The organism is Pseudomonas gingeri, assembly GCF_013385425.1.
In the GTDB taxonomy this organism is placed as follows: Bacteria; Pseudomonadota; Gammaproteobacteria; order Pseudomonadales; family Pseudomonadaceae; genus Aquipseudomonas; species Aquipseudomonas gingeri_D.
Window position 1 is genome coordinate 31,828 of the sequence record NZ_JACAQA010000038.1, and the last position, 26,090, is coordinate 57,917.

Annotated in this window: 17 protein-coding genes; 5 read left to right on the forward strand and 12 right to left on the reverse strand. The window is 63.3% G+C overall.

The genetic code is table 11. The features are described from left to right. Window positions 1-87 precede the first annotated feature (87 nt). The 4 genes from HX830_RS29440 to HX830_RS29455 all read right to left on the reverse strand — a co-directional run bounded on the left by HX830_RS29440 (window position 88) and on the right by HX830_RS29455 (window position 10,389). Complete coding sequence (locus HX830_RS29440; protein WP_177104201.1) at window positions 88-1,584, reverse strand: TolC family protein; 1,497 nt, start codon at window positions 1,582-1,584, stop codon at window positions 88-90. A gap of 94 nt (window positions 1,585-1,678) precedes the next feature. After that, complete coding sequence (locus HX830_RS29445) at window positions 1,679-7,669, reverse strand: Ig-like domain-containing protein (protein ID WP_256350816.1); 5,991 nt, start codon at window positions 7,667-7,669, stop codon at window positions 1,679-1,681. A 121-nt stretch (window positions 7,670-7,790) separates the two neighbouring features. Then, complete coding sequence (locus tag HX830_RS29450; protein ID WP_177104187.1) at window positions 7,791-8,636, reverse strand: sulfotransferase; 846 nt, start codon at window positions 8,634-8,636, stop codon at window positions 7,791-7,793. 166 nt (window positions 8,637-8,802) lie between these two features. After that, on the reverse strand, window positions 8,803-10,389 hold the full coding sequence (locus tag HX830_RS29455; protein ID WP_177104189.1) for a glycosyltransferase family 39 protein: 1,587 nt from the start codon (window positions 10,387-10,389) through the stop codon (window positions 8,803-8,805). Window positions 10,390-10,629: 240 nt separating this feature from the next. On the opposite strand from HX830_RS29455, the gene HX830_RS29460 reads away from it, so the two are divergent. Together HX830_RS29460 and HX830_RS29465 are read left to right on the forward strand one after the other, a co-directional pair. Beyond that, window positions 10,630-11,220 carry a phage tail protein gene (locus HX830_RS29460; RefSeq protein WP_152741824.1) on the forward strand — a complete coding sequence of 197 codons (591 nt, stop codon included), beginning with the start codon at window positions 10,630-10,632 and terminating at the stop codon, window positions 11,218-11,220. Between the two features lie 197 nt (window positions 11,221-11,417). After that, on the forward strand, window positions 11,418-11,729 hold the full coding sequence (locus HX830_RS29465; protein ID WP_152741825.1) for a DUF6916 family protein: 312 nt from the start codon (window positions 11,418-11,420) through the stop codon (window positions 11,727-11,729). Here the strand turns inward: HX830_RS29465 and HX830_RS29470 are convergent. The 4 genes from HX830_RS29470 to HX830_RS29485 are packed head-to-tail and all read right to left on the reverse strand — an operon-like array spanning window position 11,722 to window position 16,449. Next, window positions 11,722-12,216, reverse strand: coding sequence for a GNAT family N-acetyltransferase (locus tag HX830_RS29470; protein ID WP_152741826.1), 495 nt, complete (start codon window positions 12,214-12,216; stop codon window positions 11,722-11,724). The two genes, HX830_RS29465 and HX830_RS29470, sit on opposite strands and share 8 nt — an antisense overlap. Window positions 12,217-12,245: 29 nt before the next feature. Beyond that, a complete protein-coding gene (locus HX830_RS29475; RefSeq protein WP_152741827.1) occupies window positions 12,246-14,342 on the reverse strand; it encodes a biotin/lipoyl-binding protein in 2,097 nt (698 codons plus the stop codon). Next, window positions 14,342-15,664, reverse strand: a complete 1,323-nt coding sequence (locus HX830_RS29480) for an efflux RND transporter periplasmic adaptor subunit (RefSeq protein WP_152741828.1) — start codon at window positions 15,662-15,664, stop codon at window positions 14,342-14,344. The genes HX830_RS29475 and HX830_RS29480 overlap by 1 nt, the downstream gene beginning before the upstream one ends. After that, window positions 15,661-16,449, reverse strand: a complete 789-nt coding sequence (locus HX830_RS29485) for an efflux RND transporter periplasmic adaptor subunit (RefSeq protein WP_152741829.1) — start codon at window positions 16,447-16,449, stop codon at window positions 15,661-15,663. Before HX830_RS29485 ends, HX830_RS29480 begins: the two co-directional genes overlap by 4 nt. Before the next feature lie 225 nt (window positions 16,450-16,674). On the opposite strand from HX830_RS29485, the gene HX830_RS29490 reads away from it, so the two are divergent. The 3 genes from HX830_RS29490 to HX830_RS29500 all read left to right on the forward strand — a co-directional run bounded on the left by HX830_RS29490 (window position 16,675) and on the right by HX830_RS29500 (window position 20,280). Beyond that, complete coding sequence (locus HX830_RS29490) at window positions 16,675-18,852, forward strand: outer membrane assembly lipoprotein YfiO (protein WP_152741830.1); 2,178 nt, start codon at window positions 16,675-16,677, stop codon at window positions 18,850-18,852. 6 nt (window positions 18,853-18,858) lie between these two features. After that, a complete protein-coding gene (locus HX830_RS29495; RefSeq protein WP_177104191.1) occupies window positions 18,859-19,572 on the forward strand; it encodes a DUF3142 domain-containing protein in 714 nt (237 codons plus the stop codon). A gap of 327 nt (window positions 19,573-19,899) precedes the next feature. Next, window positions 19,900-20,280: a DUF6124 family protein gene (locus HX830_RS29500; RefSeq protein ID WP_177104193.1), complete on the forward strand. Its 381-nt coding sequence runs from the start codon at window positions 19,900-19,902 to the stop codon at window positions 20,278-20,280. A gap of 188 nt (window positions 20,281-20,468) precedes the next feature. Here the strand turns inward: HX830_RS29500 and HX830_RS29505 are convergent, their stop codons facing one another. The 4 genes from HX830_RS29505 to HX830_RS29520 all read right to left on the reverse strand — a co-directional run bounded on the left by HX830_RS29505 (window position 20,469) and on the right by HX830_RS29520 (window position 26,087). Then, window positions 20,469-23,015 (reverse strand): EAL domain-containing protein, encoded by a 2,547-nt coding sequence (locus tag HX830_RS29505; protein ID WP_152741832.1) that lies wholly within the window; start codon window positions 23,013-23,015, stop codon window positions 20,469-20,471. 282 nt (window positions 23,016-23,297) lie between these two features. Continuing rightward, on the reverse strand, window positions 23,298-24,170 hold the full coding sequence (locus tag HX830_RS29510; RefSeq protein ID WP_103499538.1) for an ABC transporter permease: 873 nt from the start codon (window positions 24,168-24,170) through the stop codon (window positions 23,298-23,300). A 19-nt stretch (window positions 24,171-24,189) separates the two neighbouring features. Further along, a complete protein-coding gene (locus HX830_RS29515) occupies window positions 24,190-25,044 on the reverse strand; it encodes an ABC transporter ATP-binding protein (protein ID WP_152741833.1) in 855 nt (284 codons plus the stop codon). A gap of 5 nt (window positions 25,045-25,049) precedes the next feature. Beyond that, entirely contained in the window at window positions 25,050-26,087 is a 1,038-nt protein-coding gene (locus tag HX830_RS29520) for an ABC transporter substrate-binding protein (RefSeq protein ID WP_177104195.1), read from the reverse strand. Window positions 26,088-26,090: the final 3 nt, after the last annotated feature.

Below are 26,090 nucleotides of genomic sequence, written 5' to 3' on the forward strand. Positions count from 1 at the left end.
TCACTCCGCCCGCGCCCAGCCTGTCGAGCAAGTGTTCGACACAGGCCTCGCGCCGGCTGGCGCTGATGGACCCCGTGGACAGGTCGGTCATTTCGCTTGAGCAGGCCTCACAGGGTCATCGATCTTACCCGCGGCCCAGTCGGATTCACGGGTGGCCAAGGCCCCGGCAATCGCCTGGATCTTGGTCGAAGAGACTTCCGGCGGCAGCGGATCAAGCCCGGCACTGGCAAAGATCTGCCCATAGGCGTTGCGCAGGTCGGCATAGGCCAGGTCGCGGCGCAGGTCGGCCTGCAAGGTGTTGAGCTCGCCCTGGATCAGGTCCAGTTCACCGAGCCCCGCGGCCTTGTAGCGGTTGCGCAACTGACCGGCGATCTGCCCGTCAATATTCGACAGTTGCTGGCTGGTCTTGAACTGGCGCACGGCTTCGTTGAAGTTGGCATTGGCCACGTAGAGCTGGGCCAGCACCGCGATGGACATGGCCTGGCGGCGTGCCGTGGCGACTTCTTCACCGGCCTTGGCGACGTCGATGGCCGCCGGGGCGGAGATCATGTTGAACAGGTTCCAGGTGACCTTGACGCCGTAGTCGGCCCACTTGTCGTTGACCAGGAAGGAGTTGCTGTCGTAATGGCCGCCGGCGGAGAATTCCAGGCCCGGCAGCAGGCGCAGCATGGCCTTGCGGGTTTCGTTGGCGCTGATGCGGGTCTGGTAGTCCTGCTCGCGCAGTTCCGGACGGTTGGCCAGGGCTTCCTGCTCCAGCTTGCCCATGTCGACCTTGAGTTCCGGAATCTCGTAGTTTTCCGGGGTCGCCAGGGTCAGCTCGGTGCCCATGGGCAGGTTGATCAGGGTCGCCAGCTCGGTCTTGGCCAGGGTCAGCGCCTTGCGTTGTTCTTCCAACTGGCGCGTGGCGACGATCAAAGCGCGCTGGTAACCCAGGGCCTGGATCGGGTCGCCGATACGCTGGTCGCTCATTTTCTCGCTGTTGCCCTGGGCCTGCTCGACCCGCGCCATCAGGCTGTCGATCTGCTTGAGCAGGCGCTCGGCGGCCACGGCGCGCCAGTAGGCCGACCGCACGTCCTGGACGATGGTGTTGACCACCTTGCGCCGACGTTCCTGGACGATCAGCCGTTGGTCGCCCTGTTGCTTGGCGTTGATGTAACTCACGCCGAAGTCGAGCACGTTCCAGACCATGGTCAGGTCGCCGACACGACGGTCGCGGTCCTGGGAGGTCGAAGGGACCAGGGACTGCTCGCCGGTCTGGACGTTCTGGCTACTGGAGGCGCTGACGTTGTTGCGCCCGGCATAGCCGGCGGACAGCGCCATGCGTGGCAGCATGTCGAAGCTGGCGAGGTCGAGTTGGCGCTTGGCCAGGGCCTCTTCCATGATCTTGAGGCGGCCTTCAAGGTTGTACTTCACCGCTCGGGCCATGGCCTGGTGCAAGGTCAGCGGGCCATTCAGCGGCTCCTGATCCTTGAACATGGTCTGCATGTCGCTCTTGGCACGTTGTTCACTGACACTACGATCGATCGGCTGGCTGGTGACGGCACAACCACTAACTACCAGCGCCAGCAAGCTGACGCTGAACAACTTATGACCTCTTCTCATCCCTTGCACCGCCCCTGACTACTGCATTCTTTTTTTATAGGCGTCGACCAGCGTCGGCGCAGCTTCCCAATAGTGCTCAGGCCGACATTTCGCTGATGCCGACTTGTTCCAATGCCCAGGCTAGTTCATGCAGCTGTTTCTGCTCTCCGTCTTTGATTTTCTGCAATTGCTGCCCCAGGGTCGGCGCGCCGAAAATACCGCGCGCGCCCTGTGCCGGCTCGCCCAGGCCCTTGCCATTACGGTCGAAGACCTGATTGGCCGAGGTGTCGCTGTTGCCCGACTCGCGATTGAAGATGCTCGACATGGTGCTGCTGCCGAACACCCCGCCATCGCCGCCGCCGAAACCGAGGAAACCACTGGTACTGCCCGTGGCACCGCTGTCGCTGCTGAACACCTGGGCGATAAAGCTCGGCGCCAGCACGTTCGGATTGATAAAGATATTGCCCAACGGTGGCAGGCCATCTCCCGAGCTGCGCTGTTCGAACAACGGCGGGAAGCCCAGCGGCGAGCCGAGGTTGCCGGTCGGAGCGACGCTGATCTGTGGCTGCAGCGGTTGGTTCGGCGCATCCGGCCGCGCCACGGGCGTGTCCACGCGGAACTGCGGATCGCCGCCCAACGCGACCGTATTGACCGCAAAGTTGTTGGAGTTGGCGAAGCCGGTCCCGGCGTTGCCGGCCAGGTCCGTGACCAGGCTGTTATCCAGGGTGATGAAGTTGCTCGGGTCGGTGACGTTCGCCGTCGGGGTCAGGGTCGCGGTCCAGGTCTTGCCACCGTCGGCGCTGGCCAGGTTGGACAGCACGCCGTTGGCCACGCTCAACTCCGAAAGGTCGAAGTTGCTGACTTTCTCGCTGAAGGTGAAGGTCACCACGGTGGTCTGGCCGGCGGTCAGGTTCGGGTTGGCGACGCTGATGGTCGCGGTCGGCCGGGTGGCATCGACGGCGTAGTTGTTGGAAATTGCGATGCCGGACCCGGCATTGCCGGCGGTATCGCTGACCAGGCTGGTGTCCAGCACGATCAGGTTGGTGGCATCGGTGACGGCGGCCGTCGGGGTCAGGGTCGCGGTCCAGGTCTTGCCGCCATCGGCGCTGGCCAGGTTGGACAGGGTGCCGTTGGGGACACTGAGCTCGGACAGGTTGAAGCCGGTCACCACTTCGCTGAAGGCGATGGTCACCGTTGTGGTCTGGCCGATCCCCAGGTTGTTGTTCGCCACGGAGATGGTCGCGGTCGGACGCTGGGTGTCGATGCTGTAGGTATTGGAGTTGGTGCTGCCGCTGCCGACGTTGCCCGCCGCATCCTGTACGCCACTGTTGTCCAGGGTGATCACGTTGCTGCTGTTGGTGATGTTGCTGGTCGGGGTGAAGGTCGCCGTCCAGGTGATGCCGCCGTCGCTGCTCTGCACCGCGCTCAGGGTGCCGCCATCGATAATCGTCAGGTCGGCGTTGCTGAAGCCGGTCACGGCTTCGCTGAAGGTGATGGTCACCAGCGAGGTTTCTCCGATCTTCAGGGCGTTATCCGCCACCACGATGGTCGCGGTCGGGCGCACGGTGTCGATGGTGAAGTTGCCCGAGTTGGTGATGCCGGTGCCGGCGTTGCCCGCCCCATCCTGCACGCCGCTGTTGTTCAGGCTGATGACGTTGGCGGTGTCGTGAACGCCGTCGGTCGGGGTGAAGGTCGCTGTCCAGGTGATGCCTCCGTCGCTGGTACTGACTGCCGTCAGGATACCGTTGGGCACGCTCAGGTCGCTGTTGTCGAAGCCGGTCACCGCCTCGCTGAAGGTGATGGTCACCAATGAACTCTGCCCGGCCGCCAGGGTCGGGCTGGCAACCACGATGGTTGCCGTCGGGCGCACGCTGTCGATGTCGTAGGCGTTCGAGCTGGTGGTCCCGCTACCGCTGTTGCCGGCACCGTCGATCACCGTGCTGTTGTCCAGGACGATGTGATTGTTGTTCTGAGTGATGCCCGCCACTGGCGTCAGGGTCGCGGTATAGGTGATGTTGTCGCTGGTACTCAAGCCGCTGAGGGTGCCGTTGTCGGTCGTCAGGTCGGCCAGGGTCATACCGCTCACCGCCTCGCTGAAGGTAATGGTCACCGTGGAGGTGCCACCGATACCCAGGTGATCGTTCGACACGACGACAGTGGCGGTCGGGCGCTGGGTGTCGATGGCCATGTCGTTGGACGTGGTGATGCCGCTGCCGGCGTTACCCGCCGTATCCTGGACCCCGGTGTTGTCCAGAGTGATGTGGTTGCTCGGGCTGGCGATACCCGCCGCTGGGGTAAAGGTCGCGGTCCAGGTGGTGCCACCGTCGCTAGTGCTCACCGCACTCAGGGTGCCATTGGACACCGTCAGGTCGGCGTTGGTGAACCCGGTCACGGCTTCGCTGAAGGTGATGGTCACCAGCGAGGTCTGGCCGATCCCCAGGTTGGTGTTGGCGAACACGATGCTGGCGGTCGGCCGCAGGGTGTCAACAGCATAGGCGTTGGAGTTGGTGGTGCCGCTGCCGGCGTTGCCCGCAACGTCACTGAAAACCGTGTTGTTCAGGGTGATCATATCGCCGGTATGGGAGACCCCGCCGGTCGCGGTCAGGGTCGCGGTCCAGGTGATACCGCCGTCGCTGCTGCTCAAGCCGCTCAGGGCACCGTCGGCGACCGTGAAGGCGCCGGCGGTGAGCCCGGTGACCGCCTCGCTGAAGGTAATGGTCACCAGGGACGTGTTACCGGCGATGTTCAGCGCCGTGTCGGACACCACGATGGTCGCGGTCGGCCGCTGGGTGTCGATGGCGTAGTTGTTGGAGTTGGTGCTACCGGTCCCGGCGTTGCCGCTGGTGTCGGTGTAGCCGGTATTGTCCAGGGTAATGAGGTTGGTGGCGGCGGTGGTGCTCGCCGACGGGGTGAAGGTCGCGGTCCAGGTGACGCCGCCGTCACTGGTCTGCACCGCGCTCAGGGTGCCGTTGGCGATGGTCAGGTCGGCGTTGGTGAAACCGACCACGGCTTCGCTGAAGGTGATGGTCACCAACGAGGTATCGCCGATCTTCAGGGCGTTGTCCGCCACCACGATGGTCGCGGTGGGGCGTACGCCGTCGATGGCCACGTTGTTCGACGTGGTGCTGCCGCTGCCGGCGTTGCCCGCCATGTCCTGGACCCCGGTGTTGTCCAGGGTGATGTGGTTGCTCGCACTGACAATCGCCGCCGTCGGGGTGAAGGTCGCGGTCCAGGTGACGCCGCCGTCACTAGTCTGCACCGCGCTCAGGGTGCCATTGGACACCGCCAGGTCGGCGTTGGTGAAACCGGTCACGGCTTCGCTGAAGGTGATGGTCACCAGCGAAGTCTGGCCGATGCCCAGGTTGGTGTTGGCGAACACGACGGTGGCGGTCGGCCGCTGGGTATCGACGGCATAGGCGTTGGAGTTGGTGCTGCCGCTGCCGGCGTTACCCGCGCCGTCACTGACCACGGTGTTGTTCAAGGCGATGACATCGCCGGTATGGGTGACCCCGGCGGTCGCCGTCAGGGTAGCGGTCCAGGTGATACCGCCGTCGCTGCTGCTCAAGCCGCTCAGGACACCGTCGGCGACCGTGAAGGCGGCGGCGGTGAGCCCGGTGACCGCCTCGCTGAAGGTGATGGTCACCAGGGACGTGTTACCGCCGATGTTCAGCGCCGTGTTGGACACCGCGATGGTCGCGGTCGGCCGCACGGTATCGACAACATAGGTGTTCGAGGTGCTAGTGCCGGTGCCGGCGTTGGTCGCGGTATCGGTATAGAGGGTGTTGTCCAGGGTGATGACGTTGCCGCTGCTGTTGTTGCTGGCGCTCGGCGTCAGGGTCGCGGTCCAGTGGATATTGTCGCTGGTAGTCAGGTTGCTCAGGGTGCCATTGGACGCCGTCATGTCGGCCAGGCTGAAACCGCTCACCGCTTCGCTGAAGGTAATGTTCACCGTCGAGTTGACCGTGGTGCTCAGCGTAGGCGCGACCACCGAGACGGTCGCGGTCGGACGCACGGTATCGATGGCATAGTTGTTGGACGAGGTGGTGCCGGTTCCCGGTGTACCCGTCGACGTGGAGGTGACGCCGGTATTGTCGAGGACAATATGGTTGGTGGCGCTGGTCACGCTCGAGTTCGGTGTAAAGGTCGCGGTGTAGGTGATGTTGTCGCTGGTATTCAGGGTGCCCAGGATACCGTTGCTAATTGTCAGGTCGGCGCTGGTAAAGCCGGTCACTGCCTGGTTGAAGGTAATGGTCACCAGCGAGGTGCTGCCGATATGCTGCGCGGTGTTGGTCACCACGATGGTCGCGGTCGGCGCCGGCGCATAGGCGGTGTTGAGCGTACCGCCGTCGTTGAAGATATTGTTCACCGCCGCCACGCTGGCGCCGGTACCGCCACCGCCCAGCGCCGGACCACCGGAGCCGCTGCCACCGACGTTGCCGGTCATCGCCGCGAAGTTGGCGGCGGTCATCAACAACGTGCCTTTGTTCCAGATCGCGCCGACGCCTTTGCCGGCCGCGCCACCGGAGTCGGCGGAGCCGCCCAGGCCACCGCCGCCGCCACCACCGCCGCCAGCCGCGATGTTGCCGGAAATCACCGAAGTACCGACGATGGTCAGGGTACCGGTGCTGGCGTTGTAGATACCGCCGCTGGCCGATGCGCCGGCCCGGCCAGGCTTGTCCCAACCGGAGCCACCACCGCCGCCGCCAATCGAGATGGTGCCGTTGTTCGCCGTGCCGCCGGCCCCACCGTTACTGTAGTTGGCGGCGCCTATACCGCCCGCGCCGCCGGTGCTGCTCCCCCCCTTGCCACCCATGTAGCTGGGGTTGTAGCCGCCGCCGGTACCGCCATGGTTGGCGGTGCCGGAGGTACCGCCATAGACCCCCGTACCGAAGCCCGAGCTACCACCATGACCACCATTTTGTCCGCCAAGAGCACCACCGCCGCCGCCGCCGCCACCAACCGCGCCGCCGACGTAGGGCGCCGTGACCCCGCCGCCGCCGCCGCCGCCCGAGGCCGCGTTGCTGGTCACCGTGACATTGTTCAGGGTCAGGTTACCGGCGTTGACAATACCGCCGCCCATCGCCGCGGTGCCGTCGACCCCGGCCGCCGCGCCATTGCCCACCGCCAACCCCTGGGTAATGACCAGCCCGTCCAGGGTCGCGGTGATCCCGGAATTGACCATGAGCACCTGGGTCTTGTATTGCCCGCTGAGGATCACATCGGGTGTGCCGTTGTGGTCCAGGTCGCCTTCGATGGTGAGGTTCTTGCTGATGACCAGTTGCGAATTCAGGTTGACCGTCATGCTGGCGTTGAAGGTAATGATATCGCCCGCCACCGCACTGCTCAGGGCCGAACGCAGTGAACCGACGCCACTGTCAGCGTTGCTGGTCACGGTAATGGTCGACAGGGCGTACTGGTACGCGGCCATGGCGTCGGCCGAGAGCACGTTGTGGCTTTCGATGACCCCGGTGGAAATTTCCAGGGTCCAGTCGCCGCCCAGGCCGGTACGGTCGTTGGACGCGGCGATATCGCGCCCGGTGTATTGCGCCAGGGAGTCGACAAAGCCCAGGCCGGTGGCACCCTCGGCGGTATTACAGGCGTAGATCAGGATATCGCCGCCGACATTCATGTCATTGCCGATGCGCGCCAATACGTCGGCCCGCGCCGCGACGTTGGTCGACGAAAGGTAGGTGCTGCCCAGCCACAGGTCGCCCGAGTTGCCGTGGGCGATGATTTCCACGGTGCTCACACCCTGATGGGTGTCCAGGTAATCAGCGATCTGTTGCAGGCCGTCCTTGCCGGCCTGCAACACCACCACCTGGGTGCCAGGGGCGACGCCCTTGAGCAGGCTGTCGAAATCCTGCACCCGCGAGTCGACGAAAACCACCGACTGGCCCGGTACAGCGGCTGGCGCCGGGGTCGGTGTGGCATCGGATTGCGGGTGGGCATCGGCGGGCGCGGTCGCGTGATCGGTGGCCGGGGCCTTCGCCGCATCGGTGGTGGCGTGGCTGGCCGGCTGCGCGGCTTCGGCCACGGTGGCGGCCACGGCACCGTCGAACAGCATGCGCGGCTCGAGCGGAATGATCATGGGTGAAACCAGGGTTCTCACGCCTTCAGCCCGCGATTTCTGTTTGCTCCACCACATGCTTCACCTGCACTCGAGCGCTCACACGCCCAAAGGATTTTTTTGTTGGAATAAAAAACCGCGATCAACTGACCGCGGCATTGGTTTTCATGCGAATAACATTGGCGGCGCTGGCTGAACCATCGTTCCAGAACGACAGCGTCGCATATTTTTCGAACAGGTCCGGCGGCAGAATCGTACGCCGTGGCTCCATCGCCACCTTGGGCTTGACCTTATGCAGGCCGGCAACCCCGAGGGCCTGGTCAAATGCCGGGGCGTCATACACCAGATGGTCGAAATCGTGCTCGAACCAAGGTTCACCGATAAAGTCGTAGACCAACCGCAATACCCGCTCCGGCGCCTGGGACAACAGGTCGTAGTCGACCAGCAGCACGGAGTCGGCGTGCTCGCCGTAATAGGCTTCCTTGAGCGCGGTCCAGGAGAACCCCACCAGGCGATTGCGCTGGGCCAGGGTTTCGCAACGGCTATAGACCGTGTTGCGCTCGATCTCGTCGTTGAACAGCTTGGTGTTCTCGAAAGGGTTGGCACGGTACAGCCGCTCGAGGCTGTCCATGACCCAGGCGACATTGCGCACGCAGGCGATGACCTTGGACTGGGGGAACAGGTCCATCAGCGCGGGCAGGCGCGCGGTCCACTGGCGATTGGTATCGAAGACCACCGATTGCCCGGTTTTGTCGGCGTAATAGGATTCGAACAGCCCGCGCAACAAGCGGCGGCGCATATCGGTGTCGATCACCGCGCCGAACTCGCTGCCGGCGCTGCACTGCTCGAGCACGCTGTTGAACAGGGTGCCGACCGGGCTGCTCATGCCGGCATGAAAGCGGGGATTCTGGAGAAGAATGGCGGACAGCAGGGTTGACCCTGAGCGCGGTAAACCGGAGATAAAGTGAAAACTACGCAATCCCTTCACCCTAAACGGAAGTCCATTTGTAGGACAAAGCGTAGCTTAAAGGGAATAATTCACACTAGTAGTATTTTGATATCAACCATCAGCGTTTTAAGTCTAAAAGAACCATAGACAGAGAAACTTATGGCCTTAAAAACGACTTGGCAGCTCTAAGTCAAGCCTATAGCGGTTAGTCATCACTGCACGAAGGATGACAGACCTCATATAAAACCGCTTGGGTGTCGCCTCCGGCATGCTGGTCAATTTTTCGCCAATTGTCCGGAATAAACGGGAACTCATCCGGTGCCACCCGGCTCATCACCAACCAGACCCGACCATTGCCCTGGGGCAGGTCGTCCAGATGATCGAGGTAGACGCCGGCGTTTTCATCGATCAGCGTACCGAAACCATAGTTATTGGGCCGGGTCGGTACACCCTTGGCAGTGGGCGGCGTGTACAGCCGCGGCGCGGTGGCGCTCTTGTCGTAGTAGCCCCAGGTGAGCAGCCAGAACATATCGCCCAGCACCACCTGGTCGCCGGCGACGCTGTGCTGGTTCATGTACTCGACCATATTGTTGAACTGATCGCCGGCGTCGACGGTGTAGTTGTTCTTCAGGCCCACGCCCTCCACCGCCAGGACCGCCAGCAGCAGCAACACGGCCAGGACCTTGAAGCGCCGCGCCAGGCGGTCGATGGCCAGGGCCAGGATAATCGGCAGGCCGAGCGCCGGCACGGTCAGGTAACGCTCGATAAACACCGGCGAGGCAAACGAAATGGCGAACACCAGCAGCAATGGCAGGGCGCTGTAGATCACCAGCAGCGTGTCGAAGCGGTAGCGGCTGCGATCACTCCAGACAAGGAATGTCATCACGGCCGCCATCACGCCCGGCAAGGTGACGAACAGCCACAGCGGCATGCCTTCGCCGTCGTCCTGGGCCATCAGTTGCCAGAGCATCGACGGCAGCGAGCGCAAGGTGACCGGCGGCTCCCAGCCGACATCGCCACCGACCTTCAACTCCTCCATATGCCGCACCAGGTCGATCAGCCCCGGCAGCCAGGGCAGGAACAACAGCACGATCGCCACATTGGCCAACCACCACTCGCGGCGCGCGATGTGACGGTGTGCACTGCCGGGCTGCGGGCGGATCACCAGCAGATAGAGCCAGTGCGACAACACACACAACGCCGAAAAGTAGTGGGTATAGAAGGAGGCCGCCATCAGCAGCGCATAGATCACCAGATAACGCTGGCGCGCGGGCTCACGAACCCAATACACCAGGGCAATGGTGGCCCCCAGCAGCCACACGCCCATCAGCGAATACATGCGTATTTCCTGGCTGTAGCGTACGGCCGTGGGCAGCAGGGTCAGCAGCAGGCAGGTCAGCATCGTGACCCGCCGGTTGGCGACCAGGTGCGCCAGCCAGGTACCGAGCAGCACCGTGATCACCCCGGGCACCGCACTCATCATGCGGATCGACAGGATCGAGTTGCCGAACAGGCCGATCCAGACATGCAGCAGCATGAAATACAGCGGCGGATGGACATCGTGGGACGCATGGGACCAGATGCCGGCCAGCGGGAACTGGGCCAGCAGCAGGCTGGAGCCTTCGTCGCCCCAGATCGCCGAGGCCGTCAGTTCATAAAGACGTAACGCCACGGCCAATAGCAGGAGGGCTATCAGCCAGGGTTCGCGAAGCAACTGGACAAGGGATTGCGGATGCGTGACAGGCTGACCGTAAAGTCGTTTTGCTACTTCATCATTGCTCGGAACGCCCATCACCATCCTCTAGAAATCGACAACTGCACCCGCTGGGGGTATGACGCGGTGATTGTAGGCTAGAACGATACCGCCTTGCCTGACTGTTCCCATCACGACCTTGAGCATGCAAAAAACCCGGCGCTGGCCAGGACAGCGTCTACGCTTCAAGACGGTGCACAGCAGACCCGGACCGGCGGCCTACGCAGCCCGTCCAACGGGCAAGGCACTTCACTTAACACAGCTGAAGGATAAGGATCTATGGACGTATTTCTCGGCAGTATCCAGATGTTCGGCTTCAACTTCGCCCCTAACGGTTGGGCGCTCTGCAACGGCCAGTTGCTCAATATCCAGCAGTACAATGCGTTGTTCGCCTTGTTGGGAACGACCTACGGTGGCAATGGCCAGCAGAGCTTCGGCCTGCCCAACCTGCAAAGCCGCCTGCCCATTGCCCAGGGCACCGGACCGGGCCTGACGACCCGGGTGATGGGTGAAGCCAGCGGCACCGAACACGTCTCCATCCTGGGCAGCAACCTGCCGCCGCAAGCGATCCCCACCACCGGCCTGACCGTCAGCACCACCATCAACCTGGCGAGCGTCGCCAGCAATCCGGTCACCGCACCGACCACCACCAATGCCTATATCGGTGCATCCGTCCCTGGCGGGCCGCCCTCGGCCGCGATCTACTCCGACGCGCAAGGCACCTCGCCGGTCGCCCTGAAAGGCGCCACCACCACCATTGGCGGAACCCTGGCCATACCCGGCAGCGGCGTGCCCGTGGGAACGATGAATCCGTATCTGGTGGTGAACTTCAGCATCGCCCTGCAAGGGCTGTTCCCTTCCCGTAACTGATCAGGAACCTGCGCTTGAACGCGCCGCGAAACCTGTAGGAGCCGGGCCTGTCAGGTCGCCGTACGCCGCGAAGCTTTTGGTGCTCTCACGGGCCTCTTCGCGAGCAAGCTCTGCTCCTACAGGGACCGTGTTTGGCCTTGACTGAGCGGTGTTGAGCCAAATGCCCTGATTCTTGCCGCGTATGACGGAGAATATCGATGCTGCAACAAGTTTCAAGTGAACACTTCCAGTTGCTGATGAAACAGCACTGCCCGCTGCACCTGCCCGACGGCAGCCTGCTGCCGATCGAGATCGAGTCGATCGCGCTGCGCCCGCAATCGCGCCTGCCGGAGAGCAGCCGGATTCCCTTCAACGTGGTGTTGCGCAGCCTGGGACCGACGGAGTTCGTCGACGGCCTGTGCGCCCTGGAGTTACCGCAGTTGGGCCGCGTAGACGCCGTCTTCGTGTCCCGCGAGCCGCCCCTGGGCCGTGATCCGGCCCTGGGTTATTTCAATATCGCTTTCAACTGAACCCCGGGTACCAGATCAAGCGCTCAGCCCCTGGCGAGCTCTCTTCGACCCGAAACCCCAGCGCCAGGTAATGCTGGCGCGCCTGGGGATTACTCGCCCAGACCACCGTCGCCACCGGGCAGCGCACCTGCTCGGCGGCCTTCTGCACCCCTTGCAGCACGCTACGACCAAACCCCTTGCCACGGGCCGCCGGGATAAACGCCAGGTACAGCACGCGGATTTCGTTGGGGCCGAAGTCGGCGCTGAGCACGCCGATGGGGATGTCGAGCTTTTCCACCACGTAGTGCATCGCATCGGGGAAGTGCTCGCCGATCCCATGCTCCTGCACCTGGAATTGCTGGGCGACCACCTGTTCGACCACCTCGGGATCGGCGTCGATCCACTGCAACTCGGGCCGGGCCGACTTATAGAGACTCTGCAGAAAAGGCCCGTCGGTAGGCCGTGAGGGCCGCATGGACAAACCGGCGGCAGACGCATTGTTCAACATCGGTTGTACTCCCTGAACCGTTGTACTGACTAGAAACCACTCTCCCGCACGCCCAGGGCGGCCATGCGCCGCCAGGCCGTGCCCAACAGTGACTCACTGCGTCCCTGCAACACCGCTACACCGCGCAGTGGATGGCTGGGCGTCGGCATATCCTCGAGCAACCGCAAGCGGGCGCCGTACTGCGCCTGCACCGGCTCCGGACGACGGTTTTCGTCGCGGCGCACGGCAATCGGGCCGTGATGATCGGAGGTCAGCGCCTCCTGGTCGATGGCTGCCACACCGTTGGCGTCGACGTCCAGCAACTCCACCGGCCAGGCCGGGCGCATCGGGTCATCCGCGACAAAACGCCCTTTCGCCCCCGGCGCAACTCGCCACAAGTCCTCTTCGGCCAGATAACCACGCATACGGGTGCCACCCTCGACCACCCGCGCCAGCGGCTCCTTGGTCGAAACCCAGCGCCCGACCGCCAATTGCGGCATCAGGTCGCGCACCTGGCCGGCCTGGGGCGCCTTCAGCAACAAACGCTCACGACGGGCCTGCAACCCCCGGTATTCGGCGACGGCCTCCGCCAGCCGTTGTTCGAGAATACCGACATCCGCCGCGGTCTCGCTGCGTCCGGCCTGGCGGCGCATCTGCAATTGGAGGATATCGATTTCACGGCGCACGATGATCAACCGCGAATCGACGTCCGGCGACTCCAGCTCCACCAGCACCGTGCCCGCCTCGATCATCTGCCCATCATGCACATTGACCTGCTTGACCCGCGCGGCAACCGGCGCGTGCAGGGCCGTGACCCGCCCGGCTTCCAGCATCACCGGTATTTCCACGCTGCTGCGCCAGGGCACCACCACCAGTAACAGCAGCGCCAGCAGACCCAGGCCGCTGAGCAACACCCGTGGGGTATGCGCCTGCTCACGTCGCGACCACCATTCGCGGGTCTCCTTGAAAATCGGCAGGAAGATGAACCAACCCAGTTCCACCATCATCAGGAAGATGCCCAGCAATTTGAAGAAGAGGTGGTAGACCGCCAGGGCGATCCCGAAAAACAGCGCCGCGCGCCACAACCAGGAGAGGAAGCCCCACCACAGCAGGCGTCGGCGCATCGCCGGCGGCCAGGGTTCCGGGGCCGGCTCGTCATAGCCGAACAAGGCCTCGCGCAAGCGCCAGCGGCACAGGGCAAAGGCCCGGCCCTGAAGGTTGTCGATTTCCCAGAAGTCGCTGAGCAGAAAATAACCATCGAAACGCATGAACGGGTTGAGGTTGACCGCCAGGGTGGTCAGCCAGGTGGCGCTGGCGAGCATGAACGCCGCCGTGCGCGCCGGCCCATCCGGTAACAGCGACCAGGCCAGCAGGGCGATACAGGCCAACAGCATCTCGGCCATGACCCCGCCGGCCCCGATCAATAATCGCGCCTTGCGGTCGTTGATCCGCCAGGCGTCGCTGACGTCGGTGTAGAACAGCGGCAGCATGACCATGAAGGCCACGCCCATGCTCTGCACCCGACACCCCGCGCGCTTGGCCATGAAGGCATGGCCGAACTCGTGGCAGAGCTTGGCGAAGAACAGCGCGATGCCAAAGGCCATGGCCCCGCCGAGGCTGAACAGGTGCGGGAAGGTCGAGAGAAAACGCTCCCAGTCCCGCGAAACCAGGAATACCCCGAGCCCCAGGGTGGCCGGCAAACCGTAGCGCAGCAGGCGCGGGCCGAAGCGTTGCAGCCAGGGCCAGGCGCGATTGAGGAAGGCATCCGGGCGCCACAGGGGAATGCGGAAAAACAGATATTGATGCAGCGCCATCTGCCACAGGCTCTGGCGCGACGCGGCGGCTTTCCAGGCATAGCTGGCACGCTGTTGCGGGTCCAGCGAGGCGATCAGGTCATGGGAACGCAAAAAGCCCAGCAACTGCTCCAGCTCCGGGTCGCCCAGGGGCAGGCCCGGTTCGCGGTTCGCCGCTTGCAGCACCTGCGTCGGATCACCCAGCGACCAATGCCGCAGCAAACGCATGGCCTGGACACCGAGCTTGAAATAACGCCCGCGCACCGGGTCGGCCAGGGTCCAGCGCGGCGAGCCATCCAACGCCGGGGCGGCCGCGGTGAGCTGCAGATCCGCACGCAGGCTGGGCAAGTTCATTACAGCCCGACGCTCTGGCGCAGCCCGGCCAAGGGCCGGCGCAGCAGGTACAAGGCCAGCGGCGCGCGCTGGCCGAAGAGTTTCGCCGTGCCGCGCAAGCCGATACGCGGTACCGAGGTATCGGTGAAGCTGGCATCCAGGCGATAGGCCAACTGCCCGGCCGGGGTCGATTGCGCCTCGTAGGCCACCCGCTCCAGCTTGGCCGAGTAACGCTGCAAGGGGTCGCTGTCGAGGAACAAGGCGACTTCGGCGTCGGACGTCAGGGCAATGGCGTCGCCGACCGCCAGTTCGATGCGCAGTTCGGCCTGGCTCGGGTCGGCGATTTCCATCAGCCGCTCACCGGTCTGCACCGGCTTGCCGGTCCAGCGTTCGGCGTCGGCGAACACCGCGATACCGTCACGCTCGGCGCGCACTTCGCTGCGTTTGAGCAATTCGGCGGCGTAATCGCGCTCGGCGCGCTTCTGCTCGACCCGCGCCGCCAGTAAATCGATCTTCGAACTCGACTCTGCATCGGCAAAAGCCCGCTGGGCATTGGCCTTCAATTCGGCTTCGGCCACGCCCAGGGCGCGCTGGGCCACATCGGCCTGGGCCTTGAGGGTGGTGCTTTCGAAACGTACCAGCAGGTCGCCGCTCTTCACTGTCTGGTTCGGCTTGACCAGGAACTCGGCAATCACCCCGTCCAGCGGGGCTGCCACCACCCGGCCGGCCAGCGGCACGACTTCCGCCGGCGCCAGCACCGACTGGCGCACTGGAATCAACAGGCTCAGCAGCGCCAGGACCACTAGCAACGCCTGGCGCTTGCGGGTGAAACGCAAACGCCACGGCCGGCGGGGCTGCAGGGCGAGCCAGGCATGGCTGTAGGTGTCGCCCAATTGCGCCAGCAGCACCTGTTCGGAAGGACTCCAGGGATTGTCGCGAGCCAGCCAGAGGCCGCCGAAGACCTCGCCCTTGTGATCGAGCAGCGGCAGCCAGAACACCTGGGGCGCCGACAGGCTCTGCCAGTCCTCACGCACCGAGGTGGTGAAGGCATCCATCGGCACCACGGTCGCCGGCTTGGCCCGTTCCAGCTTGAAAATCTGCGCCACGGCGTGTTCGACGAAGGCGACAAACGGCGCATTCGGTTCCACCGAGCTGACCCCGGTCACCGCCCGCACCTTACCGGCGATCAGCAGGGCAGCGTGGCGAAAGCCAAACAGCGCCTGGCCGTCGTTGACCAGGCTGTAGGCCAGCTGTTCGGTGGTGCGGGCAGCGCGGGTCAGGCGTTCAAGGTCGAGGAACTGGGCGAACACCCGTTCCACGGCACCCGCTACCGGTGCGTTCATTTCAGTGCCTCGAAATGCGCGGTGCCGCTCATACCCGCCAGCAGGCCGTCGGCCTTGGGCAGGCTGGCCACCAGCAACAGCGTCTGGCTGCCTTCATCGATCCGCGCGCCCAGGCGTTTGATGGTGGCAGTCAGTGGCTGCCCGGTTTCATCCGGGACAAAACTGAAAGTCTGGCCGGCCTTGAGCTTGCCCATCCAGCGCGACGGCACCAGCAGGTGGATTTCCAGGGTACGGTTGTCGACGATCTCCAGCATCGGCGACCCGGCCGAGACGCTTTCATAGCGCTGGACCTTGCGCTGCACGACCTGGCCGTCATAGGGCGCGATCACGCTGCAACGCTTGACCTGCACCTGGTAGACCTGGGACTGGGCCTGGGTTTCGGCGAGCTTGGCCTCGGCGCGGGCCACTTCGAAGCGGCCGACGGAGTTCAACGAAGCCAACTGTTTATTGTGGGCCAGCTCTTCACCGGCACCGCGGCTGGCGGCCTGGGCGGCATTGAGCTGGGCCTGATAGGCCGAGCAGTCGAACCGTGCCAGGGTGTCGCCCTGCTTGAAGGTTTCACCTTCACTGAACGGCAACTCGACAATACGCCCCGACAGCTCGCTGGCGAGCATCGCCTGGTCACGGGCGCGCAACACGCCACGGGCCTCGCTCGCGGCGACGGCATGGGTCGCTGCAGCATTATTATTGTTATCCAACAGCGGGTCAGTCTCGGCCGGCGTCTGCGCCTGAGCCAGGCACGCCATGCAGGACAACCCAAACAAACCCATCCGCAAACACCACATATACAGGGACTCCTTGTCGGACAATCGCGAGTCTACGGCAGCCGTATCAAGCGTAAAGCCAATTGCCACTATGCTTATCGAGCGACCGGGAGGTTGCCGATGTGCGGCAGATCACAGGCTGCAGCGTCGTGCTGGGTACAAGCATAGGTGCTGCGGCCCGGCTTCGGTATTATTTGCACCACTTCCGGCCTCGGTGCCGCTCGTTTACGGAATTAGGGACAATTCATGCGTATCGGTCTTCTGACATCTCTGGCCCTGGCGGTGAGCGCCGGCTTCTGCTCACAGGCCTTGGCCAGTTCCGACGACACCTGCTACCCGCGTTGGTCAATGCTCAAGTACAGCCTCGACGGCTGCAGTAACCTCGCCTTCCTCAACCCGGGCAACGACAGCCGGGTCAACCTGCGCCTGTTGCTCGCCGACCAGAGCGCTTTGCCCCTGGCGCCCAACCCGTTGAGCAACGACGACCTGGGCGCGGGCTTCGGCCCGGTACCGTTCGCCACGACCCGCCTCGACGCCGCCCCTGAGCCGGTCGTCGGTGCAGAACCAGGCAAGCCCGTCGCCGCCCCGCTGGATGAGGCCCTGGGAAAACTCGGTATCACCCGCGAAAACGCCGACACCGCCGTCAGTTCGCTGCTGTCCGGCGAGGGTGGCCGCTGCCGCAGCAACGACACCGACAGCGCCACGACCTTTATCAACCAGTTGCTGGGCAGCAGCGAACTGCCCGACCCCGAGCGCCAGGCCCTGGCCCGCGCTCGCGTGCAGATGCTCGGCACCTGCGCCTGGGAGCCGGCGCAGCAAGCAAGCCTGGTGCCCGCCGTGCAATCGGCCCAGGGCCAGGCATTTGCCAGCTACCTGAACGGTGCCATCAGCTTCTATAGCGGGCGCTTCGCCGACGCCGCCCAGGCCTTCGCCAGCCTGGGCGAAAGCCCGCAACCCTGGCTGAAGGAAACCGCGCAGTACATGCAGGCGCGCACCGCCCTCAACCTGGCGCAACAGAACACCTTCGACAGCGACGGCATGCCGACCAAGGAAGAGGCCGACGCGGCCCAGCTGAAACTGGCCGAAGAAGGTTTCCAGCATTACCTCGGCACCTGGCCCGAGGGCCTCTATGCGACCTCCGCCCGCGGCCTGCTGCGCCGGGTCTACTGGTTGGCGGGGAATGCCGAAAAACAGGCGACCGAATACCTCTGGCAACTGGGCCAGGCCAAGGCCGAACAGCGCAACGTGACGCCTGACGAGCTGGTGCAGGAGATCGACAACAAGATGCTGTTCGGCGGCGGCAAGGTCGAGCAACCCTTGTTCCAGGCCCTCGACGACCTGATGGGCATGCGCCCCGGATACGGCGAGAACGCCACGCCCAAGCTGACCCTGGAAATCCTCCAGGCGCAGAAACCGATCTTCGCCGCGCAACCGGCGCTGTATGACTATTTGCAGGCGGCGTTCCAGCTGTATGTCGCGAAAAACCCGGAGCTGGCGCTCAAGAGCCTGCCGACCGAGATCCCGGCGAAACTCGACTACCTCGCCTTCAGCCAGCAGATGCTGCGCGGCCTGGCCCTGGACGCAAAACAGGACGTGAACGGTGCCGAGGCCCTCTGGCTGCAATTGCTGCCGCAAGTCCATCAGCCGCTGCAACGCGAGCAGGTCGAACTGGCCCTGGCCAATCACTACGAGCGCAACCAGCAGGTGGCCAAGGTCTTTGCCGCCGACTCGCCGATCAAGACCGCGCAGGTGCGCGCCATCCTGTTGCGGCATATCGCCGATGCCGGGCTGTTGCGTCAGGTCGCCCAGGGCGAAGCCTCCACCGAGCGGGATACAGCCCTGTTCGTATTGCTCTACAAGGACCTGCGCCTGGGCCATTACGCCGATTTCACCGCCGACCTCAAGCAGTTGCCGGCCGAGCCGTCCGACACCAAGTTGGGCGCCTCGTTGGGTTACACCTACAGTGGCGGCCAGCCGCTCAAGCTGTTCCGTTGGAGCGGTGCCAAGGCCGAGTCCGGCTATGCCTGCCCGACCATTGGCGAGACGGCGACGACCTTGCAAGCCGACGCGAAGCAGCCCCAGGCGCTGAACTGCCTGGGGGAATTCATCCTGCGCAACAGCCTGGACGGCATGCCGCTGGATAGCCAGCGCAGCGCGGATGAACTGGGCGGGACCGCGTCCTTGTTCAAGGGCACGACCTTCTCGCGTCTCGACGGTTACCAGAGCGTGATCGGCGATGCCAAAGCGTCGTCCACCGACAAGGCCTACGCACTGTTCCGCGCCATCAACTGCTATGCGCCCTCGGGCTACAACAGTTGCGGCGGGAAGGAAGTGACACCGGCGCAGCGCAAGGCCTGGTTCAAACAGCTTAAAACCAGCTATGCCAGCACCCAGTGGGGCAAGTCGCTGCAGTACTACTGGTAAGTGGCCGTGGGTCGCTGGCGCTGGCTGTTGCTGGCCGGGCTGCTGGCGTTGGCCGATGCCCGGGCGGCGGTCGATGCGCGGGACTACGACAGTTTCTGGCTGTGGAGCGGCGTCGCCCCGCAGCCGGTGCTGAGCCGGGCCAAGAGCCTTTACATCCTGCAAGGCCAGGTCAGCGAGTCGCGGCGCTCGCCGCAGCGGACGGTCAACTTTATCGCCCAGGGCATTGCCATTCCACGCCTGACCCGGGGCGAGGTCTGGGTGGTCTATCGCGCCCACACCCTGCGTTGGCCGGAGTCGGTCTATCAGCAGTTGCTTGGCCAGGTGAAACGCTGGCAACAGGCGGGCAATCCGGTGGTCGGCATCCAGATCGACTTCGATGCCCGCACCCGCTATCTCGACGAATATGCCGCTTTTTTGCGCGACCTGCGCCAGCGACTGCCGGCGGAGTTGCGCCTGAGCATCACCGGACTGATGGACTGGAGCAGCAATGCCGACCCGGCGGCCATCGCCCAACTCAAGGGCGTGGTGGATGAGGTGGTGGTGCAGACGTATCAGGGGCGGCACAGCATTCCCGATTACGCCGCGTATCTGCCACGGATGAACCGGCTGGGCGTGCCGTTCAAGGTCGGTTTGATCCAGGGCGGCGAGTGGCAGGCACCGGGGTATTTGAAGGGGAATGAGTGGTTTCGGGGGTATGTGGTGTTTCTCCAGAACCCTTAGCGACCGGACAATTCCCTTTCCCTTGCCTGAAGTTTCCTAGAAAATCCTTTCGCCTTGCGCCTGCTGGAAGCGGTCACTAGTCTTCGTCCTATCGCTGCAAAATCAGCGATCGGGCGTGAGAACCCGTGCTCAGTAAGCGCATCAGCGCCACTTTCGTTACGAACGCCTTTTCATCAGAAAACGCTTCATGGCGGCTGTGCGCAGGCAGACTTCGGTCTGGCCGGTTGCCTACTGTCCGGTATTCTCACCCTGTGTACAGCTGCCACCCTTTGCCGCGTGAGAACGGCAAACGATGGCCCCTCATTACAGACATGTAGGAGCTGGACCATGGATAAAAGACTGACACCCGACCCGCCGATCACTTTCCCGGCATCACGTCGCGCAAAGACCGGAAAACCTCATTTCGATGCCGCTGCCGAACGCGCCTTTGCGCACTACGGGCTGCCGATGAGCGACGATCCGCTTAGACCTCACCCGACCTTCTCGCCCTCGCCCGCCCGTATCCCGTCGTTACTCAGCGTGGAAGACAAGCTGGTCAACGCACTGTCGATCCTGCAATCGGCGGCGGCCACGGCTTATGAGTCCGCCGACCAACTCGACGGGGCGAAGCGCAAGTTGGCGATGGGGACGGTGCATTTGATCGAGTTGGCGCAGTCGTGGGTGGACTCGGTGATCGATGAGACGTCGACAATGGGGACTACGGGCTGATCCAAAGTCTGTGGCGCCTGTCCCGCCGCCTTCGCGGGCAAGCCCTGCTCCTACAGTTTCGAGTCGGTCACAGATTTTGCGTACGACACAAACCTGTAGGAGCAGGGCTTGCCCGCGAAGACGGCGGGACAGGCACCACAAAATCAACGGGTGTTCATCACCTGCCGAGTGATGTCGACGACAGGACCTCAGGCATTGAGCCGAAAACTCTCCAGCCAGGCACCCAGCTCGGCCGCCCGCATCGGTTTGGAAATCAGAAACCCCTGCGCCACCTCATAGCCCTGGGCCTGGAGGATTTTTTGCTGGCCAAGGGTTTCCACCCCCTCGGCCACCACCCGCAACTCCAGGCTCTCGCCGATGCGAATCACAGCCTCGCTCAAGGCCTGGCTGGTCTCGTCGGTTTCCAGGTCGTGGACAAAACTGCGATCGAGCTTGAGCTCCTGGATCGGCAACCGCCGCAGGTAGCTCAAACTCGAATAGCCCGTGCCGAAGTCATCCATGGCCAGACGGACCCCAAGGGCATGAATCTCATCGATCGTGCACAAGGTATCCGGGTTGTTGTCCATCAACACACTCTCGGTGATCTCCACCGTCAGGTCCGCCGCCACCAGTCCGTTCTGCGACAAGGCCCGACTGATAAAACGTGGCAGATCACGGTTGTGGAAATTGGTCGGCGAGAGATTCACCGAAATGCTCGGCACCTTCAGGTGCTGACGACGCCAGCTCGCCAGCTGCCGACAAGCCTCACGCACCGACCATTGGCCGAACTCGCCGATCAGGCCGCACTCCTCGGCCATGGGAATGAATGTGCAGGGTGATACCTCGCCGAATTGCGGATGACTCCAACGCGCCAAGGCTTCGATGCCGCACAGGTCCTGATGGTTGAGATCGACCTGCGGCTGATACACCAGATGCAGCTGTTTGCGATCAATCGCCTCACGCAGAGCGGTTTCCAGGCTCAGCCGCCCCTTGGCCATCTGATCCAGCCCGTGACTGAAGAAACTGACGCTGCCCCGTGCGCTGGTCTTGGCCTGGTACATGGCAATGTCGGCCCGTTGCAGCAGGACCTCCATGGTCCGGCCATCCTCGGGAAACATACTGACGCCAATGCTGGCGGACGGCCTGAGGGTCACCCCGGCGATCTGGCACGGGACGCTCAGGCAGCTTTTGAGACTGACGAGAAGATCGGTCACTTGCTCCAGCGAGCATTGCGGCAATACCAGCACAAACTCATCGCCGGACAGCCGACAGACAATATCCTGCTTGCGTCGCCGCTCCTGCAAACGCCGGGCGATCATGCACAGGAACTCATCGCCCGCCGCATGCCCAAGGGAGTCGTTGACCTGCTTGAAGCGGTCCAGGTCAATGAAGACCACGGCCAGGCTGCTCTTGCTCCGCACCGAATCGGCAATCGCCTGGTCGGCCTTGGCGTGCAGCATATTGCGATTGGGCAGCCCGGTCAGGTCATCGTAAAACGCCAACTGACGAATATGCGCGCGGGACTCTTCGCGCTCCAGGGCCAGCGCACAGAGGTGGATCGTGGCATTCACCAGCAGTTGATCCAGCGGGCTCGGCTCGCGCCTCTCCCGGTAGTAGAACGCGAAGGTCCCGAGCACCCGGCCAGAACTGGATTTGATCGGCGTCGACCAACAGGCCTTGAGCCCCAACGGAATCACCTTGTCGCGAAAACCTTCCCAGAACGGGTGATGAGCAATGTCCGCCACAACCACCGGCTCACCGCTGAACGCCGCCGTACCGCAAGACCCCACTTGCGGCCCGATGCGCAAGCCATCCAGCGCATTGGAGTAATGTTCAGGCAAGCTGGGGGCGGCCAGGGGGTGCAAGGTGCCCCCTTCGTCCACCCGCAGAATCGAAGCAATCACGTCAGGGGCAATCCGCTCGACTTCACGGCAGACCAACATCATCAAGGCCGCCAGTGATTCCTCTCGAACCATCGCTTCGAGCACTTTGTGCCGCAGGACTTCCGGCATTCGCGAATGAGTCACGTCAATCAGCACGCTGACGGTATGGGTCAGGTGACCGAGGCTATCGAGCACCGGATAGGTAGTGACATTGCACCAGACACGACGGCCATCATGGCGATAACCGAATTCCTGTGAGTGATATGCCTCACCGCGCCCCAACTGAGCACGGATGGCGGCGATATCTCCCACCTCGAAATAGGGGGCAATCAGGCTGATGGGCGTTCGTCCCACCACGGCGGCTTCGTCATAGCCGAACATCTCGGTGAACCCACCGTTGACGTAGCGGATCTGCCATTGGGCATCCGTGACGATGATTGCGTTTTCGGTGCTGTCGACCACCAGTGACAGTAGATACAGGCGTTCGCGCTCTTCATGCTGGACCGTGATGTCCTTGATGAAGGCGGTGTACATCAACTGGCCGTCGCTCTTGACCTTGGAGATGGACATCGCCCCCCAACGCCGGGCGCCGTCTTTGCGCTCGATCAGCACGTCGCGACTGGTGCCGACGATCTTGTTGAGGCCGCTGCGACGATTGGCATCGATGTAGCCGTCGTGCTCCGCACGGATCAACTGTGGCACCAGGATACTGACGTTCTGCCCGATCACCTCCTCCCGGCTGTACCCCCACAAGGCTTCGGCGGCAGCGTTGAACAGGATGACCCTGTTCTGGCTATCAATGACCACAACACTGTCGATGCTCTGCTCTAGGGTCTGGATGAAAACCTGGGAAAGATCCTGAATGTCAGGCATGGCGGTAGCCCACTCACGGGAAGGAAGACAAACACGGTGTCGGGCTCCTTCCCGGTGCTTCAGGACTTTGTTGATCGCCGCCCCACTCTTGCAGAGATCAGAGGGGGGTTGAATGGCCCTCCCTATCGATGCGCGACAGTAGTAAGGTCGTCATGTAAACACTAATATCAATATGCCTCCATCCGATCATCGGACTATTGACCCGCATCAAAGAACCCCAAAGGACAGATGTAATATCTTCGTCGCGACCCCGCGACGTAGGCGTTCTCAAAAGCATTCTCATTAGCTATAGCGCTGCATCCCCCAACGCTTCACCGTGATTCGCTCCAGGGTGTCGAACACCAGGTTCTCCACCAGCAGGCCGATCAGGATCACCACCGCCAGGCCAGCGAATACCTTGTCGGTGTAGAGCTCGTTGCGGTTCTGGAAGATGTACCAGCCCAACCCGCCCTTGCCGCTGGTGGCGCCGAACACCAATTCGGCCGCGATCAGGGTGCGCCAGGCAAACGCCCAGCCGATCTTCAACCCCGCGAGAATCGACGGCAACGCCGCCGGAATCAGGATGAACAGCACAAAACGCAAACCCTTCAAACCATAATTACGCCCCGCCATGCGCAAGGTCTCCGACACCCCGAGAAACCCGGCATAGGTATTCAGCGCCAACGCCCAGAGCACCGAGTGCACCAGCACGAAAATCAAACTGTTCTGCCCCAATCCGAACCAGAGCAACGCCAGCGGCAGCAACGCAATCGCCGGCAACGGGTTGAACATCGACGTCAGGGTACTCAGCAGGTCCCGTCCAAACTGGGTCGACACCGCCAATGTGGTCAAGGCGAACGCCAGGACGATCCCCAGCACATAGCCCTTGAGCAGCACCACCAGGGAAATCCCGACCTTGCTCAGCAACTCACCACTGATCAGGCCGTCGTACAACGCACTCGTCGTCTGCAGAAAACTCGGCAGCAACAGATCGTTGTTCTGATACCGCGCCGCGGCCTCCCAAAGCACCGCCAGCAAGATCAGGATCAGGCTCTTGCGTAACCAGCCCTGTTGCCACAACCGTTGCCCCAGAGGCAGTTCGCGCTCCAGCGGGACCTCGAGCAACGGCTCCAGGACCACTTCATATTCTTCACGCACAGGGGATGAAAGACTCATCGGGCATTCCTCCAGCCGCTCAATAGGCGATGCGGATATCGGCGAAATTCAGTTCGGTTTCAGCCTGCGGGGTTTCGTCGAACAGCAGCCGGTGGATCCGTCGCGCCGACGCCTGGAACTCGACGCCGCCCAGGCTGTGCAGGTTGTACTGATGGCTGTGGATCTCCGCCCGTACCCGACCCGGATGGGGTGACAACAGCAGAATGCGGTTGCCCACCACCAGCGCCTCTTCAATCGAGTGGGTGACGAACAGCAGGGTGAAGCGCACCTCCTCCCAGAGCTGCAGCAACTCCTCCTGCATCTTGCGCCGGGTCAAGGCGTCGAGGGCGGCGAAGGGCTCGTCCATCAGCAGGACTTTGGGTTGCATCGCCAGGGCCCGGGCAATCGCCACCCGGGCTTTCATACCGCCGGACAAGGTGTGCGGATAGGCATCGGCAAAGGCCGACAACCCGACCTTCTCCAGATAATGCAGCGCCCGCTCCTCCGCCTCCCGACGCTTGAGGCTGCCGGACGCCAGCAGCGGAAACATCACGTTCTGCTTGACGGTTTTCCAGGGCGGCAACTGGTCGAATTCCTGGAACACCACGATACGGTCCGGGCCCGGCTCGGTGACGGCCTGGCCTTGCAGGCGGATCTCGCCTTCACAGGGCCGGAGAAACCCGGCTACCGCCTTGAGCAAGGTCGACTTGCCACAGCCCGAAGGCCCGAGCAGCACAAAACGATCTTCACGGTCGACTTCAAAACTGACCTGATGCGTCGCCCGCACCACCCGCGCCGGCGTGCGGTATTCCAGGCTGACCTGGTCGACCGCCAGCAACGCCGGGGTGGCGACGCTCGGGTTGCTGGCCGTGTGGCCTTGCAAGGGGGCATTCATGTCGGTCAGCTCCCCTGCAACAGTTTGGCGTCCTCGAAGAAGTAGTCCTTCCACGATTCCGGCTTGTGCTTGATGGCGCCCACACGATAGAGGAACTCGGCCAGGGGGTAGGTGTTCTTCGGCGTCACGCTGAATTCGAACTGCGGGTTGTCGATGATTTTCAGCAGCGCCGCACGGTCGATCTTGGCCTTGGTCACCCGCAGGTAGGTGTCCGCCGCCGCGCCTTTGTCCTTCTGCGCGAACTCGGCCGCTTCGGCCAGGGCGTCAACGAAAGCCTTGTAGGTTTTCGGGTTGTCGTTGCGGAATTTCTCCGTGGCGAACAACACCGTCGGCGAGTTCGGCCCGAGCAGGTCGTAGCTGTTGAGCACCACATGCACGTTGGGGTTTTCCAGCGCCTGTTCCTGGAACGGCGGGTTGGAGAAGTGCCCGGTCAATTCGGTGCCGCCGGCGATCAGCGCCGCCGTGGCGTCGGGATGCGGGACGGCGACGGTGTATTTGTCCAGGCGATTGAATTCCTTGTCGCCCCACTGCTTGGCCGCGGCGTATTGCAGGAAGCGCGACTGCACGGAAACGCCAACCGCCGGCAAGGCGATGCGGTCCTGGTCGGTGAAGTCGGCGATGGTCTTGACCTTCGGGTTGTTGCTCACCAGGTAGTAGGGAAAGTTGCCCAGGGAAGCGACCGCCTTGACGTTCTGCTTGCCATAGGTGCGATCCCAGATGGTCAGCAAGGGCCCGACACCCGCACCGGCGATATCCACCGAGCCGGAAAGCAGCGCGTCATTGATCGCCGCGCCGCCGGACAGCTGGGTCCAGTCGACCTTGATATCGATGCCTTCGGCCTTGCCGTATTTCTCGATCAGGTGCTGGTCGCGGACCACGTTGAGCAACAGGTAGACAATGCCGAACTGTTCGGCGACGCGGATCTCGCCCTCGGCCTGGGCCGTGGCAGGCGCCAGCAGGCTGCCGGCCAACAGGCTCAAGCCGAGGCCGAGGGAGGTGGTGAGACGGCCGAGTTTCGGCCACAGTGCAAAGGATGCAGGCATGGG